This window comes from Kocuria turfanensis, assembly GCF_001580365.1.
In the GTDB taxonomy this organism is placed as follows: domain Bacteria; phylum Actinomycetota; class Actinomycetes; order Actinomycetales; family Micrococcaceae; genus Kocuria; species Kocuria turfanensis.
This window is the reverse complement of record NZ_CP014480.1, coordinates 3,726,684-3,742,169: the sequence shown is the minus strand read 5'-3', so window position 1 is coordinate 3,742,169 and position 15,486 is coordinate 3,726,684. Positions and strand designations below refer to the sequence as shown.

At 72.6% G+C, this 15,486-nt stretch carries 12 protein-coding genes; 2 read left to right on the top strand and 10 right to left on the bottom strand.

Features of this window, described 5'->3' with window-relative positions:
- Positions 1-340: 340 nt before the first annotated feature.
- From tyrS to AYX06_RS17025, 6 genes are all read right to left on the bottom strand, one after another.
- On the bottom strand, positions 341-1,651 hold the full coding sequence (tyrS, locus tag AYX06_RS17050; RefSeq protein WP_062736783.1) for a tyrosine--tRNA ligase: 1,311 nt from the start codon (positions 1,649-1,651) through the stop codon (positions 341-343).
- 61 nt (positions 1,652-1,712) lie between these two features.
- On the bottom strand, positions 1,713-3,971 hold the full coding sequence (locus AYX06_RS17045) for a HelD family protein (protein ID WP_062736782.1): 2,259 nt from the start codon (positions 3,969-3,971) through the stop codon (positions 1,713-1,715).
- A 119-nt stretch (positions 3,972-4,090) separates the two neighbouring features.
- Positions 4,091-4,627: an adenine phosphoribosyltransferase gene (locus tag AYX06_RS17040; protein ID WP_232319347.1), complete on the bottom strand. Its 537-nt coding sequence runs from the start codon at positions 4,625-4,627 to the stop codon at positions 4,091-4,093.
- Between the two features lie 40 nt (positions 4,628-4,667).
- Complete coding sequence (locus tag AYX06_RS17035) at positions 4,668-5,348, bottom strand: DNA-3-methyladenine glycosylase (protein ID WP_062736781.1); 681 nt, start codon at positions 5,346-5,348, stop codon at positions 4,668-4,670.
- Positions 5,345-6,793 carry an argininosuccinate lyase gene (gene argH / locus AYX06_RS17030; RefSeq protein ID WP_062736780.1) on the bottom strand — a complete coding sequence of 483 codons (1,449 nt, stop codon included), beginning with the start codon at positions 6,791-6,793 and terminating at the stop codon, positions 5,345-5,347. The genes AYX06_RS17035 and argH overlap by 4 nt, the downstream gene beginning before the upstream one ends.
- A gap of 177 nt (positions 6,794-6,970) precedes the next feature.
- Positions 6,971-8,182: an argininosuccinate synthase gene (locus AYX06_RS17025; RefSeq protein ID WP_062736779.1), complete on the bottom strand. Its 1,212-nt coding sequence runs from the start codon at positions 8,180-8,182 to the stop codon at positions 6,971-6,973.
- 274 nt (positions 8,183-8,456) lie between these two features.
- Between AYX06_RS17025 and AYX06_RS17020 the strand changes: the two genes are divergently transcribed.
- Positions 8,457-10,130, top strand: coding sequence for a catalase (locus AYX06_RS17020; RefSeq protein ID WP_062736778.1), 1,674 nt, complete (start codon positions 8,457-8,459; stop codon positions 10,128-10,130).
- A 117-nt stretch (positions 10,131-10,247) separates the two neighbouring features.
- Here the strand turns inward: AYX06_RS17020 and AYX06_RS17015 are convergent, their stop codons facing one another.
- Positions 10,248-11,768: a long-chain-fatty-acid--CoA ligase gene (locus tag AYX06_RS17015; protein WP_062736777.1), complete on the bottom strand. Its 1,521-nt coding sequence runs from the start codon at positions 11,766-11,768 to the stop codon at positions 10,248-10,250.
- Positions 11,769-11,952: 184 nt separating this feature from the next.
- On the opposite strand from AYX06_RS17015, the gene AYX06_RS17010 reads away from it, so the two are divergent.
- Complete coding sequence (locus AYX06_RS17010; RefSeq protein ID WP_232319346.1) at positions 11,953-12,387, top strand: ankyrin repeat domain-containing protein; 435 nt, start codon at positions 11,953-11,955, stop codon at positions 12,385-12,387.
- On the opposite strand, the gene AYX06_RS17005 is transcribed toward AYX06_RS17010, so the two are convergent.
- The 3 genes from AYX06_RS17005 to argF all read right to left on the bottom strand — a co-directional run bounded on the left by AYX06_RS17005 (position 12,384) and on the right by argF (position 15,481).
- The gene (locus tag AYX06_RS17005; protein ID WP_062736776.1) at positions 12,384-13,886 is read right to left on the bottom strand and encodes a long-chain-fatty-acid--CoA ligase; all 1,503 of its coding nucleotides are present in this window, start codon (positions 13,884-13,886) and stop codon (positions 12,384-12,386) included. The two genes, AYX06_RS17010 and AYX06_RS17005, sit on opposite strands and share 4 nt — an antisense overlap.
- Positions 13,887-14,021: 135 nt before the next feature.
- Positions 14,022-14,516, bottom strand: coding sequence for an arginine repressor (locus AYX06_RS17000; RefSeq protein WP_062736775.1), 495 nt, complete (start codon positions 14,514-14,516; stop codon positions 14,022-14,024).
- Entirely contained in the window at positions 14,513-15,481 is a 969-nt protein-coding gene (gene argF, locus AYX06_RS16995; RefSeq protein WP_371860053.1) for an ornithine carbamoyltransferase, read from the bottom strand. The genes AYX06_RS17000 and argF overlap by 4 nt, the downstream gene beginning before the upstream one ends.
- Positions 15,482-15,486 lie beyond the last annotated feature (5 nt).

The window sequence follows — 15,486 nt, the reverse complement described above, 5'->3', positions numbered from 1 at the left end:
CAACAGACCAAGAACCAGGACCCCAAAGGCCCCGAAACTCGTGAGTGGTATCTTCTTCGTGCCGTTCGGTCTCGGAACCAGTGTTCCCAGCCTGAGGCAGCTCGTCCATCCTACGCGGCCCGTCTCCGGAGTGTCAACTTGACGTCGGCACCCGATCCGGTCCCGTCAGGACGGTCGTTCCCGCATGAACTTGGCTCGGCACGGGGCCGGGCTGCTCTTTGCGGGACTGTCGCCGGCCGGCCTCTCGGCCCCGCCTGACGACTCGATGAACATTACACCCCCGTCCGGGGTGCCGCAAACGCGGTTCGCGGACGGGGCTGCCGGATTCTGAGGGTCGTGATCAGGGGCGCACGGTCACCGCGGCGAGGTGCTTCTTGCCCCGGCGCAGCAGCGCCCAGCGCCCGTGCAGGAGCTGGTCCGGGGCCAGCTCGGCGTCCTCGCCGACGACCTTCTCGTTGTTCACGTAGGCCCCGCCCTCCTTGAGGGTGCGGCGCGCGGCGGACTTCGACTCGGACAGGCCGGTGGCCACCAGCAGATCGGCCACCTGCAGCCGGCCGGGCTCCACGCTGGCCCCGGGCAGCTCCCGGGCCACGGACTCCAGGGTGCCGGCGTCCAGCTGCCCCAGCTCGCCGCGGCCGAAGACCGCGGCCGAGGCCGCGATCGCCTTCTCTGTGGCCTCGACCCCGTGCACCAGCGAGTTGACCTCCCAGGCCAGCACCTTCTGTGCCTCCCGCTTGTAGGGCTCCTCCGCGGTGCGCCGGGCCAGCTCCTCGATCTCCGTGCGGGACTTGAAGGTGAAGACCTTCAGCCGGTCCACCACGTCGGCGTCGGCGGTGTTGAGCCAGAACTGGTAGAAGGCGTACGGCGAGGTCAGCTCGGGGTCCAGCCACACCGCGTTGCCCTCGGACTTGCCGAACTTGGTGCCGTCCGAGTTGGTGATCAGGGGCGTCCCGATCGCGTGCACCGCCGTGCCCTCGACCTTGCGGATCAGCTCGGTGCCGGAGGTGAGGTTGCCCCACTGGTCGGAGCCGCCGGTCTGCAGGGTGCAGCCGTGCTCCCGGTAGAGGTTCAGGTAGTCCAGGCCCTGCAGGATCTGGTAGCTGAACTCGGTGTAGGAGATCCCTTCGTCCGAGTTGAGCCGCTTGGCGACGATCTCCTTCTTGATCATCGTGCCCACCCGGAAGTGCTTGCCGATGTCGCGCAGGAAGTCGATGGCCGACAGCTGGGAGGTCCAGTCCAGGTTGTTGACCATCACCGCCCGGTTCTCCCCCTCGAAGGAGAGGAACCGCTCGACCTGTCCGCGCAGCAGGTCCACCCACTGCGCCACCGTCTCCTTGGAGTTCAGGATCCGCTCGGAGCTCTGCCGGGGGTCGCCGATCAGCCCGGTGGACCCGCCGACCAGTCCGATCGGGTGGTGCCCGGCCAGCTGGAGCCGGCGCATGAGCAGCAGCTGGACCAGGTGGCCCAGGTGCAGGGACGCGGCGGTGGGGTCGAACCCGCAGTAATAGGTGACCTTCTCCTCCGACAGCGACTTCTCGAGCGCCGACTCGTCGGTCGACACGTGAACCAGGCCGCGCCACTGCAGCTCCTGCCAGATGTTGGCGAAGGCCGGGTCGTTGTGCTGGGAGTTCAGATCAATTGCGTTCGACACGGATTCCAAGGTACCAGGGCGCGGACGGGCCTCCCGTCCGCGCCCTGTCCCCGGTCCGGCGTCAGAAGCGGTCGAGACCGTCCGGCAGCCCCGCGGCGGCGACGATGCGCAGGCGCTGGGTGGGGCGGGTCATGGCCACGTACAGGTTGCCGACCCCGCCGCCGACCTCGTCCAGCAGGGCCTGCGGCTCCAGCAGCACGACGGAGTCGAACTCCAGGCCCTTGGCGTCCCAGGCGGAGAGCACCACGACCTGCCGGTCCAGGCGGCGCACCCCGGCGCCGACCAGCCCGGGCATCTCCTCCGCCAGCGCTGCGCCGATCTCGGGCACGCGGTCCTCGGGCACGATCACGGCCACGAGTCCGCCGTTGACGAGCTCGAGCTCGGAGCGGACCTGGTCGAGCACGGACCCGACCACCTCGGCGGGGCCGACCCGGCTGACGACCGGAGGCTCGCCCTCCCGCACGGCCCGCGGCGCGGAGATGTCCAGGCCGGCGGCACGGGCGACGTCGACGGCGGCCTCGGCGATCGCGGCCGGGGTGCGGTAGTTGACCGTGAGCTCGTCGAGGGCGAAGCGCTCCCCCACGAACGGCTCGAGGGCGTCCCGCCAGCTGTGCGCCGCGGTGGCCGAGCCGGCCTGGGCGATGTCCCCGACCACGGTGAAGGACTTCATGGGGCACCGGCGCATGAGCACCCGCCACTGCATCGGGGACAGCTCCTGCGCCTCGTCGACGACGACGTGCCCGTAGGCCCACGTGCGGTCGGCGGTGGCCGCCTCGGCCGCGGTCATGCGGTGCTGGGTCGCGGCGTTGAAGTCCGTCAGCTGGGAGGCGGTGACGATGCCGTCGGCGCCGACGTCCTCGAGGCTCTGGTGCATGTTCTGCAGCGCACGCTCGGCGTTGTCCGTGGCCTTGCGCTGCTCGCGCTCCGACTCGGCCCGCCGGCGCACCCCGGCCTGCTCGAGGTCGCCCAGCAGCTCGGCGGCCTCGTCCAGCAGCGGCACGTCGGCCACCGTGAACGGACTGCCGGCCGGGCGCAGCAGCGCCTCGATCTGGGCGGCGTCCAGGTGCGGGGCCGCCGACTCGAGGTAGTGCCGCTTGCTGAACAGCTGGTCGACCAGCGTCTGCGGGGACAGCGGCATCCACGCGAGGTTCAGGGCGATCCGCACGTCCCGGGCCTGCCGGATGTCCTCGGCGAGGTAGGAGCGGTCCATCACGTTGCCGCTGGTGGTGTTGAGGTGCTCGCCGAGCTGCTCGGTGAGCTCGCGCAGCACGATCTTCACGAAGGTGTTGCGCGCCTCGTTGTGCGGCTTGCCCGTGGCGCGGGCCCTGTCCCGGGCACGCTTGACGATGCGCGGGGTCAGCGTCACCCGGTGCGTGTCGACGCGCAGCACCTGGGCCTGGGCGGGGACCTTCTGCCGGTCGCGCACGGCACGGGCGACGACGTCGGCCATGTCCAGGCCCGACTTCAGCTGCGCGGTCTGCGGGTCCCGCTCCGGAACGGCGACGACGCCGGGGAACAGCTCGGCCAGCGAGGACATGACCACGCCGGTCTCCCCCAGCGCGGGCAGCACGCGCTCGATGTACCAGAGGAACGACGACGACGGGCCCACGATGAGCACCCCGGCCTTGCGCAGCCGCTCCCGGTGCTCGTAGAGCAGGTACGCGGCCCGGTGCAGCGCCACGGCGGTCTTGCCGGTCCCGGGCCCGCCCTGCACCACCCGCACGCCCGGCAGCGGGGCGCGGATGATCCTGTCCTGCTCGGCCTGGATGGTCGCGACGATGTCGGACATCCGCCCGGTGCGCTTCTGGTTCAGGGCCGCGAGCAGGGCGCCCTCCCCGTGGAGCACGCCCTCGTCGTCGAGCATCTCCGGGTCCAGCACGTCGTCCTCCAGGGCGGCGACGTCGCGGCCCTCCAGGATCAGGTGCCGGCGCCGCCGGATGCCCATGTGGTTCTGCGCGGTCGCCTGGTAGAAGGCGGCGGCCTCCCGGGCGCGCCAGTCGACCATGAGCCGCTGGTGGTCCTGGGTGGCCAGGCCGATGCGCCCGACGTAGCGGCGGTCGCCCTCGTGCGTGTCCAGCCGCCCGAAGACGAGCCGGTGGTCCACGGCCTCGAGCTGGGCGAGGCGGTCCTCGTAGTGGGAGGCGAAGGCGTCACGCTCCGCGCGGTTCTGGTGGTTGCCGGCCGACTCGCTGCGGCGCACGGCCGCGAGCTCCGCCGTCTTCTCGGCCCGCAGCTCGTCGAGCCGGTCGTAGAGCATCGCGACGTACGCGCGCTCGACAGCAAGTTGCTCGGCCGCCATCGTGGCGACAGTCTCTGCCATGGGTGGACACCTCGTTCCGGATCGAACAGACCATCGATTCTACCGGTACGCACTGCGATCCCACGGTCGCGCCGCCGCACGTTGCGTAACAGGCGCAACGCCGGGGACGACGTCGCCGGTCAGACGCGGTACAGGGCCCGGACACGGTGGCCGCCGAGGCGGCTCCGGCCCCGCAGGTCCGTGAGCTCCATGACCAGCCCGAACCCGGCGACGTGCAGGCCGGCCCGGTGCAGCAGCTGGGCGGTGGCGCCGAGGGTGCCGCCGGTGGCCAGGATGTCGTCGAGCACGAGCACCCGGGCGCCGCGGGGCACGTCGTCGGTGTGGATCTCCAGCACCGCCGAGCCGTACTCGAGGACGTACTCCTCGCGGAAGGTCTCCCGCGGCAGCTTCCCGGCCTTGCGCACCGGGATCAGGCCGACGCCGGAGGCGTAGGCCACGGCCCCGGCCATGAGGAAGCCGCGGGCCTCGATCCCGGCCACGTAGTCGAACTGGCCGCGGAAGGCGTCGACCAGGGCGTCGATGGTCCGCCGGAAGCCGGCGGCGTCCGCGAACAGGGGCGTGAGGTCCCGGAAGAGGACCCCCGGCTCCGGGTAGTCGGGGATCTTCACGCACAGGCGCTCGATCATCTGCTCAACGGATTCGCTCACGCCCGTCATGCTAGCGGTCCTGCGCGGCCGCCGAGCTCAGCCGCCGGACTCAGCGGCGCCGGCGCGGGACGGCGGCACGGTACGGGGAGACGGAGGGCTCCCCCGGGATCCACCAGCGCCAGGGGAACTCGGAGGTCCCCCCGGGCCCGGACACGCCGGTGCGCGGGCCCGAGGCCACCGGCGGCTGCGGCGGGCCCTCGGGCGGGACCAGGAAGAAGCCCGGTGCGGCGGGATCCCCGGCCGCGAGCGCGGCGCCGTCGTGGCCGAGGTCGATGCCCAGCGCCTTGGCCAGGTTGCCCGGTCCGCGGGCCAGCCCGGCGTCGGGCACGGGGCTCGACCGGCCCCGGGCGCGGCGGGCGCGGGCCAGCTCGACGCCCTCCACGACCTCCCCGGCACGCACGAGGCATCCGCCCGCCGCGCCCTCGGGCCGGCAGACGAGGTTGACCGCGTGGTGCATGCCGTAGGTGAAGTACACGTAGACGTGGCCCGGCGGGCCGAACATCGAGGAATTGCGCGCGGTGCGCCCGCCCCAGGTGTGCGCGCCGGGGTCCGGCAGGTCGGAGCCGGCCGGCCCGCCGTAGGCCTCGATCTCCGTGATCCGCACGACCACGGCGCCGTCCTCGCCGCGGTGGCCGAACAGGCCGCCGAGCAGGCGCGGCGCGACCTCGGGGGCCGGCCGCGAGAGCAGCGCGAGCAGTGCTGCCCCGTCCACGGGCGCCCCGGGCCTCATCCCGCGACGATCGGGGCCCGCCGCGAGAACGCGGCGACCTCGGCCACCTGCCGCTCGAGCTCCCCGATCTGGGCCGCGACGGCGGAGGGGGCGGTACCGCCCTGGGCGCTGCGTGAGGCCAGCGAGCCCTCGACCGTGAGCACCTCGCGCACCCCGGGGTGCAGGTGCGCGGAGATCTGCGCGAAGTCGGCGTCGGAGAGGTCCCAGAGCTCGATCCCGCGCTGCTCGCAGACCCGGACCGCGTCCCCGGCGATCTCGTGGGCGTCACGGAAGGGCACGCCCTGGCGCACGAGCCACTCGGCCACGTCCGTGGCCAGGGCGAAGCCCTGGGGCGCGAGCTCGGCCATGCACTGCGTGTTGAAGACCAGCGTGCCGATCATGCCCGCGACGGCCGGGAGCAGGACCTCGAGCTGGTCGATCGCGTCGAAGACCGGCTCCTTGTCCTCCTGGAGGTCCCGGTTGTAGGCCAGCGGCAGGCCCTTGAGCGTGGCCAGCAGCCCCGTGAGGTCGCCGATGAGCCGGCCGGCCTTGCCGCGGGCGAGCTCGGCGATGTCCGGGTTCTTCTTCTGCGGCATGATCGAGGAGCCCGTGGAGAAGGCGTCGTCGAGCGTGACGAAGGAGAACTCCTTGGTGGCCCACGTGGTGATCTCCTCCGAGATCCGCGACATGTCCACCGCGATCATCGCGGTGATCCAGGAGAACTCGGCGTAGACGTCGCGCGAGGCCGTGCCGTCGATGGAGTTGTGCACGGCGGAGTCGAAGCCCAGCTCCGCGGCCACGGCCGCCGGGTCCAGGCCCAGGGAGGACCCGGCGAGGGCCCCGGAGCCGTAGGGGGACACCGCGGCGCGGGCGTCCCAGTCGACCAGGCGCTGGACGTCGCGCAGCATCGCCCAGGCGTGGGCGAGCAGGTGGTGGGACAGCAGGACGGGCTGGGCGTGCTGGAGGTGGGTGCGGCCCGGCATGGGCGCCTCCGGGTGGGCCTTCGCCTGGTCGAGCAGGGCCTGCACCACGTCGAGCACGTTGCGGGCGATGATCGCGGCGTGGTCGCGCAGGTACATCCGCCCCAGCGTCGCGATCTGGTCGTTGCGGGAGCGCCCGGCGCGCAGCTTGCCGCCGAGCTCGGGGCCGGCCCGTTCGATCAGCCCCTTCTCGAGGGAGCCGTGCACGTCCTCGTCCGAGGGGGCGGGGGTGTAGGCGCCGGAGCGCACGTCGGCCTCCAGCTGGTCCAGGGCCGCGAGCATGCCCTCGAGCTCCTCGCCGCTCAGCAGCCCCGCCGTGTGCAGCACCCGGGCGTGCGCGCGGGAGCCCGCGATGTCGTAGGGGGCCAGCCGCCAGTCGAAGTGCGTCGACCGGCTCAGGGCCGCCAGGGCGTCGGCCGGCCCCCCGGCGAAGCGCCCGCCCCAGAGGGCGCCCTCGTTGGTGCCGTGCTTGTCCTGCTGCGCCATGTCTCTCCTTCTGCCGTCCTGGCGGTTGCTGCCGTCCAGGCGGTTGCTGCCGTCCTGGCGGTCCCGTCGGTGCGGACCGGGTGCGGTCCCCGGCGCGCGCGGAGGGCCCCACCGCCGGGATGGGGCCCTCCGTCGTCGTGCCCGTGCCTGCTCGGCACGAGCCTACGTGCTCCCGGTCTACTTGCCCTCGGCCGCGAGGCGCTGGTCGCGGGCCGCCGCGACCTTCGAGGACATGCCGAACAGCTCGATGAAGCCGCGGGCCTGGGACTGGTCGAAGGCGTCCCCCTCGTCGTAGGTGGCGAGGTTGAAGTCGTACAGGGACGTGTTCGACCGGCGCCCGGTGACGGTGGCCTGGCCGGCGTGCAGCGTCATCCGGATGTCGCCGTCGACGTGCTGCTGGGTGTCCTGGATGAAGGCGTCCAGGGACTGCTTCAGCGGGGAGAACCACTGGCCGTCGTAGACGAGCTCCGTCCAGCGCTGGTTGACGGTGCGCTTGAAGCGTGCCTGCTCGCGCTCGATCGTGACGTTCTCGAGCTCGCGGTGGGCGGCGATCAGGGCCATGGCGCCGGGGGCCTCGTAGACCTCGCGGGACTTGATGCCCACCAGCCGGTCCTCGACGATGTCGATCCGGCCGATGCCCTGGGCGCCGGCGCGGCGGTTCATCTCCTGGATGGCCTGCAGCGGGGTGACGGGCTGACCGTCGATGGCCACCGGGATGCCGCCCTTGAAGCTGATGACGACCTCGTCGGCCGGGGGCGGGAAGGTGGGGTCGTCCGTGTAGTCGTAGACGTCCTTGGTGGGGGCGTTCCAGATGTCCTCGAGGAACCCGGTCTCCACGGCGCGGCCCCAGACGTTCTGGTCGATCGAGAAGGGGTTCTTCTTGGTCGTGACGATCGGCAGGTCGTGCTTCTCGGCGTAGCCGATGGCCTTGTCGCGGGTCAGGGCGAGGTCGCGGACCGGGGCGATGCACTTGAGCTCCGGGCCCAGGGTCTGGATGCCGACCTCGAAGCGGACCTGGTCGTTGCCCTTGCCGGTGCAGCCGTGGGCGACGGTCGAGGCGCCGAACCGCTTGGCCGCGGCCACGAGGTGCTTGACGATCACCGGCCGGGACAGCGCCGAGACCACGGGGTAGGCGTCCATGTACAGGGCGTTGGCCTGCAGCGCGGGCATGCAGTACTCGGCAGCGAACTCGTCGCGGGCGTCGGCCACGTAGGCCTCGACGGCGCCGCAGTCCAGGGCGCGCTGCCGGATGGTCTCGAGGTCCTCCCCGCCCTGCCCCACGTCGACGGCCACGGCGATGACCTCGGCCCCCGTCGCCTCGCCGATCCAGCCGATGGCCACAGAGGTGTCGAGGCCTCCGGAGTAGGCCAGCACTACGCGCTCGGTCACGGTGTTCTCCTTCGTCGGTGGTCCGGGCACCACGGCGTGGGCCCCGTCTCTGTGCATGACTATACACGCCAAGTTGTATTTATGCACTGCGAGACGGGTCACGCCGGGCCCCACGGCCGCGACCCACCGCAATTATGAATCGCTAGCAATAGCCCTGCGCATCCGACATACTGGGGGCACGGTCCCGTCCGTGCCGGACGAGCCCACCCGCAACGGCGGGGCCCTCGCGCCCCGGCCGTGCCGCACACCCGGTCCCTACCCCGAGAGGAACCCCATGACGAACGTTCCCGAGCAGACCCTCACCACGCGTCAGGGCCACCCGGTCCACGACAACCAGAACACCCGCACCGTCGGCTCGCGCGGGCCCGCGACCCTCGAGAACTACGCGTTCCTCGAGAAGATGAGCCACTTCGACCGCGAGCGCATCCCCGAGCGCGTGGTGCACGCCCGCGGCACCACCGCCTTCGGCTACTTCGAGGCCTACGGCCAGTACGGCGACGAGCCCATCGCCAAGTACACCCGCGCCAAGCTGTTCCAGGAGCCGGGCAAGCGCACCGACGTCGCCCTGCGCTTCTCCACCGTGGCCGGCGGCCGCGACTCCTCCGAGGTCGCCCGCGACCCGCGCGGCTTCGCGGTGAAGTTCTACACCGAGGACGGCAACTGGGACCTCGTGGGCAACAACCTCGGCGTCTTCTTCATCCGTGACGCGATCAAGTTCCCGGACTTCATCCACTCCCAGAAGCCGGACCCCGTGAACTTCGAGGCCGGGGTCGCCAACCGCGCGTTCGACTTCTGGAGCCAGTCGCCCGAGGCGATGCACATGATCACGATCCTGTTCTCCCCGCGCGGCATCCCGGCGGACTACCGCCACCAGCAGGGCTTCGGCGTGAACACCTACAAGTGGGTCAACGCCGCCGGTGAGTCCGTGCTGGTGAAGTACCACTGGATCCCGAAGCAGGGCGTGAAGTCCCTGACCTCCGCGGACGCGGCGAACATTCAGGCCCAGACCCTGGGCTCGCACACCAAGGACCTCTACGACGCGATCGAGGCCGGCGACTACCCCGAGTGGGAGCTGCAGGTCCAGGTCATGGAGGACCACGACCACCCCGAGCTGGACTTCGACCCGCTGGACGACACCAAGGTGTGGCCGGAGGAGCTGTTCCCGCCGAAGCCGGTCGGGCGCATGGTGCTCAACCGCAACCCGCAGAACTTCTTCGCGGAGAACGAGCAGATCGCCTTCGGCACCGGCGTGCTGGTGGACGGCCTGGAGTTCTCCGACGACAAGATGCTCGTGGGCCGCACCTTCTCCTACTCGGACACCCAGCGCTACCGCGTGGGCCCGAACTACCTGCAGCTGCCGGTCAACGCGCCGAAGACGCCGGTGGCCACCAACCAGCGCGACGGCCAGATGGCCTACGCCGTGGACCACGCCCCGGGCCAGAACCCGCACGTGAACTACGAGCCGTCCATCATCGGCGGGGTCCAGGAGGCCCCGAAGCCCGAGGGCTACCAGCCCGAGGTCGGCCCGCAGATCAACGCGCGCCTGACCCGCGCCCGGATCGAGCGGACCAACGACTACAAGCAGGCCGGCGAGCGCTTCCAGCTCCAGGAGGACTGGGAGAAGGAGGAGCTCATCGCCAACCTGGTCGACGCGCTGTCCCAGTGCGACCGCCCGATCCAGGAGCGCATGGTCTGGCACTTCTACATGGTCGAGGACGAGATGGGCCGCCGCGTGGGCGACGGCATCGGCGTGTCGCTCGAGGACGTCAAGGACCTCGGCCCGCTGCCCACCCAGCGCCTGACCGAGGAGGAGCAGCAGCGCGTGGCCAACCTCGGCAACAACGGCCCGCGCAGCGTGGAGGGTCTGACCATGACCCACTGCGTGCCCAACGAGCACGTGTCCGTGGAGCGCGAGCCCCAGGAGAACCCGGCCATGATGGCCAACTGATCCTCGGGCCGGGGCCCGCGCGGGCCCCGGCCGGATCGGCGCCCCCGGCGGACCGCCGGGGGCGGCAGTAGGAGGGCCCGGCCGCGGATCGCGGCCGGGCCCTCCGGCGTGCCGGGCTCAGCCGCGGCGCCCGGCGCCCTCCAGGTCGAGGGAGCGCTTGAGGATCTTGCCGGTCGGCCCCTTGGGCAGCTCGTCGACCACCTTGTAGTAGCGCGGGTGCTTGTACTTGGCCACGCGCTCGCGCACGAAGGCGTCGAGCTCGTCGATCCTGGCCTCCGTCTCGGCCTCCGGGACGTCGCGGAAGGCCACGACGGCCGCGACCTCCTCGCCCAGCGTCTCGTCCGGCACCCCGACCACGGCCGCCTCCGCGATCCCGGGGAACTGGTAGATGACCTCCTCGATCTCCCGGGGGTACACGTTGTAGCCGCCGCGCAGCACCATGTCCTTCTTGCGGTCCACGATGTAGTAGAAGCCGTCCTCGTCCACGCGGGCGAGGTCGCCCGTGTGGAACCAGCCGTCGCGGATCGCCGCCTCCGTGGCCTCGGGGTTGCGCCAGTAGCCGGCCATCACGTACTCGCCGGCCACCACGAGCTCCCCGATCTCGCCGACGGGGACGTCCTCGTCCCGGTCGTCGACGACCCGCAGCTGCGCCCCGCGCACCACGGTCCCGATGGACCCCGGCCTGCGGCCGTGCGCCTCCTGGTTGAAGCACACCACCGGGGAGGTCTCCGACAGGCCGTAGCCCTCGTAGATGGGCGCCCCGAAGACCCTCTCGAAGCGCTCGAGGATCTCCACCGGCAGCGGGGAGCCGCCCGACACCCCGGCCCTCAGGTGCGGCACCTCCACGGGTCCCTCACCGGCGGCGTGCAGGAGCGCGATGTGCATGCTGGGCACCCCGGCGAAGATCGTCACCTCGTCGCGGACGAGGATCTCCAGGGCCTTCGCGGGGTCGAAGCGGGGCAGCAGCGTGACCGTGGCCCCGGAGGCGATGACGCCGTTGAGCGCCACCGTCTGGCCGAAGACGTGGAAGAACGGCAGCCCGCCGAACATGACGTCCCCGGGCCCCGTGGCGAACAGGCTCGCGGAGAGCTCCGCATTGGTCCGCAGGTTGTGGTGGGTCAGCACCGCGCCCTTGGGCCGGCCCGTGGTCCCGGAGGTGTACAGGAGGACGGCGGGCTCGTCGTCGGCCCGCTCGGCGAGCTCGGGCATCGGCGGCACCTCGCCGAGGCTCTGCAGCGTCCCGGCGGCGGTCACCTCGACCACGGGCACCTCCCGCTCCAGCTGGGCAACGGCGGCGCGGGTGGCCTCGGCCATGGCCTCCCAGACCAGCACGAGGGAGACCTCGGCGTCCTGGAAGTGGTAGGTCAGCTCCCGGGGGCTGAGCAGGGGGTTGAGCGGCACGACCACACCGCCCATGCGCAGGATGCCGTAGTAGGCGATCGGCATGTGCGGGACGTTGGGCAGGATCATCGCCACGCGGTCCCCCGGCCGGATGCCGCTGCCGCAGAGCATCGTGGCCACCCGGGCGGAGAGGTCGTCGAGGGCCCCGTAGGTCAGGACCCGGTCGTCGAGCACGATCGCCCGGGCGTCGGGGGCCGCGGCGGCCGAGTCGGTGAGGAGGGTGGCGAGATTGGTCATGGGGACTCCGGATCCCCGGTGCGGGTGCACCGGCGCGAGGAACGGGCAGGGTGAGCTGTGTCACACGAGCGTGCCAGGCAGTTACTGCAACGTCAAGACCCGGATACCGTGGAGTCCCCCGCGTGCCGCCGACCCCGATAAACTGCCTGTTCAGGACCCGCCCGCCGACCCCGAAGGACCCGCCGTGCCCGAGAACCCCCAGCCGCCCCAGGACCCGGCCGCCCCGCAGCTCACCGAGGAGGAGATGGCCTACGTGCTCACCCTCTTCGACATGGCCCGGGAGGGCCGCACCGAGGACCTGCTGCCCGCCGTCCGCGCCGGGGTCCCGGTGAACCTCACCAACGGCAAGGGCGACACCCTGCTCATCCTCGCCGCCTACCACCAGCGGGAGGACACCGTCGCGGCGCTGCTCGAGGCCGGGGCGGACCCCGACCGGGTCAACGACAACGGCCAGACCGCGCTGCTGAGCGCCGTCTTCCGGGGCAACGAGGCCGTCGTCCGGGCCCTGCTCGAGGCCGGCGCCTCCCAGACGGCCGGCGCCCACTCCGCCGTCGACTTCTCCCGCGTCTTCGAGCGCGCCGACCTGCTCCCGGTGCTCGAGGAGTACGCCGGCCGCTAGGCCAGCCGCTCCACCTCGCGCTTGAGGATCTTGCCGGTGGGCCCCTTCGGCAGGGACCCGACGATCCGGTAGAGCCGCGGGCGCTTGTAGGACGCCAGGCGCTCCCGCACCCAGGACCGCAGCTCGGGCACCAGTCGCTCGCCGTCCGCGGCGGCCTCGGCCGTGAGCACCACGAACGCCGCGACCTCCTGCCCCTGCGCCTCGTCCGGGACGCCGACGACGGCGACCTCCGCGACGGCGGGGTGCTCGTACAGCACCTCCTCCACCTCGCGGGGATAGACGTTGTAGCCGCCGCGCAGGACCATGTCCTTCTTGCGGTCCACGATGTAGTGGAGGCCGTCCTCGTCCACGCGGGCGAGGTCGCCCGTGCGGAACCAGCCGTGGCGGATCGCCGCCTCCGTGGCCTCGGGGTTGCGCCAGTAGCCGGCCATCACGTAGCGGCCCGCCACGGCCAGCTCCCCCACCTCTCCGCGCGGCAGCTCCCGTCCCCGGTCGTCCAGCACCCGCAGGTCCGCGCCGGGCACCGCCGTGCCGATCGAGCCCGGCCGGCGCGGGCCCTCGAACCGGTTGAAGCAGACCACCGGGGAGGTCTCCGACAGCCCGTAGCCCTCGAGCAGGCGGGTGCCGAACGCCTCCTCGAAGCGCCGGAGCACCTCGACCGGCAGCGCGGCCCCGCCGGAGATCGCGGCCCGCAGCGCGGGGAAGGACGCGGCCCGCTCCCCGAGGGCCTCCAGCAGCGCCACGTACATGCTGGGCACCCCGGCGAACACCGTCACGCCGTCCCGGGCGAGGATCTCCAGCACGGTGCGCGGGGCGAACCGGGGCAGCAGAGTCACCGCCGCGCCGGCGGCCACGACCGCGTTGAGCGCCACGGTCTGGCCGAAGACGTGGAAGAACGGCAGCCCGCCGAAGAACACGTCCTGCTCGGTGATCCGGAACAGGTCCACGACCATCGCGGCGTTGCCCAGCAGGTTGTCGTGGGTGAGCATCGCCCCCTTGGGGCGGCCGGTGGTGCCGGAGGTGTAGAGCAGCACGGCCATGTCGTCGGCAGCGCGCTCCACGATCCCGGGCAGCGGATCCGCCGCCGCGAGCTGCTGGCCGGTGCCGGCGCCGAGCTCCAGCACGGGCACCTCGAGCCCGAGGTCGGCGAGCGCGGCCCGGGCGGCCTCGGCCATCGCCTCCCACACCACCACGGCGGTGACCTCGGCGTCGCGGAAGTGGTGGGCCAGCTCCCGGGGGGTGAGCAGCGGGTTCAGCGGGACGACCACGGCCCCGGCGCGCAGGGCGCCGTAGTAGGCGATCGGCATTTGCGGGACGTTCGGCGCGATGAGCGCCACCCGGTCCCCGGCGCGCACCCCGGCGGCGTGCAGCAGCCCCGCGGTCCGGGCCGCGAGCCCGTCGAGCTCGGCGTAGCCGAGGACGCGGTCGTCCAGCACCACGGCCGGGCGGTCGGGGTGGCGTGCGGCGGTGTCGGCGAGCAGGGACGCCAGGTTCGGCATGACGGGGTTCCTTCCGGGGCGGACGACGTGGAGGTCATTGCACCACACCGGGCGGGGCCCGGCCTGTGTCCGCGTCCGTCCCCGCGTCCGCCCTCCGCGTCCGCCCTCCGTGTCCGTTCCTGCGGGCGGCGGGGATCAGTCGGCGAGGTCCAGGAACCGACGGGCCACGGCCTCGCCGCCGTCGGCCTCCCGGCAGACCACCATGATCGTGTCGTCGCCGGCGATGGTCCCGAGCACCGCCGGGAGCACGGAGGTGTCGATGGCGGAGGCGAAGTACTGGGCGGCTCCCGGCGGGGTGCGCAGCACCACGAGGTTGGCGCTGGCCTCGGCCGTGACGAGCAGCTCCCGGCACAGGGACGCCAGCCGCGCGTCGAGCACCTCCTGGGTGATCCCGGAGGCGGGTGCGCGGTCGGCCCCGGCCTGCGGGACCGCGTAGACGAGGGCGCCGGCCCCGTCCCGGACCCGCACGGCGCCGAGCTCGACCAGGTCGCGGGAGAGCGTGGCCTGCGTGACCTGCACGCCGTCCTGGGCCAGCAGGGCCGCCAGCTCGGCCTGGGAGTGGACGGCGCCGCCGGTCACCAGGGCCACGATCCGCGCCTGACGGGCGGTCTTGGTCGCGGGGATGCTCATGCCGGCGGGCCCGGGGAGCGGGCGGCGTCGAGGTCGTAGCGCCCGGACCGGGCCATGAGCCACACGAGCAGCGCCTTCTGCGCGTGCAGCCGGTTCTCGGCCTCGTCCCAGACGACCGACTGCGGGCCGTCGATGACCTCCGCGGCGACCTCCGAGCCCCGGAAGGCGGGCAGGCAGTGCAGGAACAGCGCCCCGGGCTCGGCCCGGGCCATGGCGGCGGCGTCCACGCAGTAGGGCCGGAAGATCCGGGCCCGGGCCTCGGTCTCGGCCTCCTGCCCCATGGACACCCAGGTGTCGGTGCACACCACGTCCGCGCCGGTGAGCGCCTCGGCCGGGTCGGTGGTCACCCGCACCGACCCGCCGGTCCGGGCGGCCCGCTCCTCGGCGGCCCGGACGACTCCCGGGTCCGGCAGGTAGCCCTGCGGCCCGGCCACCCGCACGTGCATGCCGGCGGTGGCCCCGCCCAGCAGGTAGGAGTGGGCCATGTTGTTGGCGGCGTCCCCGAGGTAGGCGAAGGTCAGCCCGGCGGGGTCTCCCCGGTGCTCGCGGACCGTGAGCAGGTCCGCGAGGATCTGGCAGGGGTGGTAGGCGTCGGACAGCCCGTTGACCACGGGCACGTCCGAGGCGGCGGCCATCTTCTCGAGCCCGGACTGGGCGTAGGTGCGCCAGACGATCGTGGAGACCATGCGGGAGAACACGCGCGCCGTGTCGGCCACGCTCTCCTTGCCCAGCTGGGACTCCCCCGGGTTGATCATCAGGGGGTTGCCGCCGAGGTCGGCGATGCCGGCGGAGAAGGAGGCCCGGGTGCGGGTGGAGGTCTTGTCGAAGATGACGGCCACGGTCTGCGGGCCGGCGTAGGGGCGGTGGGCCCAGCGGTCGGCCTTGAGGGCGAGCGCGAGCTCGAGCACCTCGGACTGCTCCTGCTGGGTGAGGTCCGTGTCGACGAGGAAGTGGCGGGGGGTCATGGACG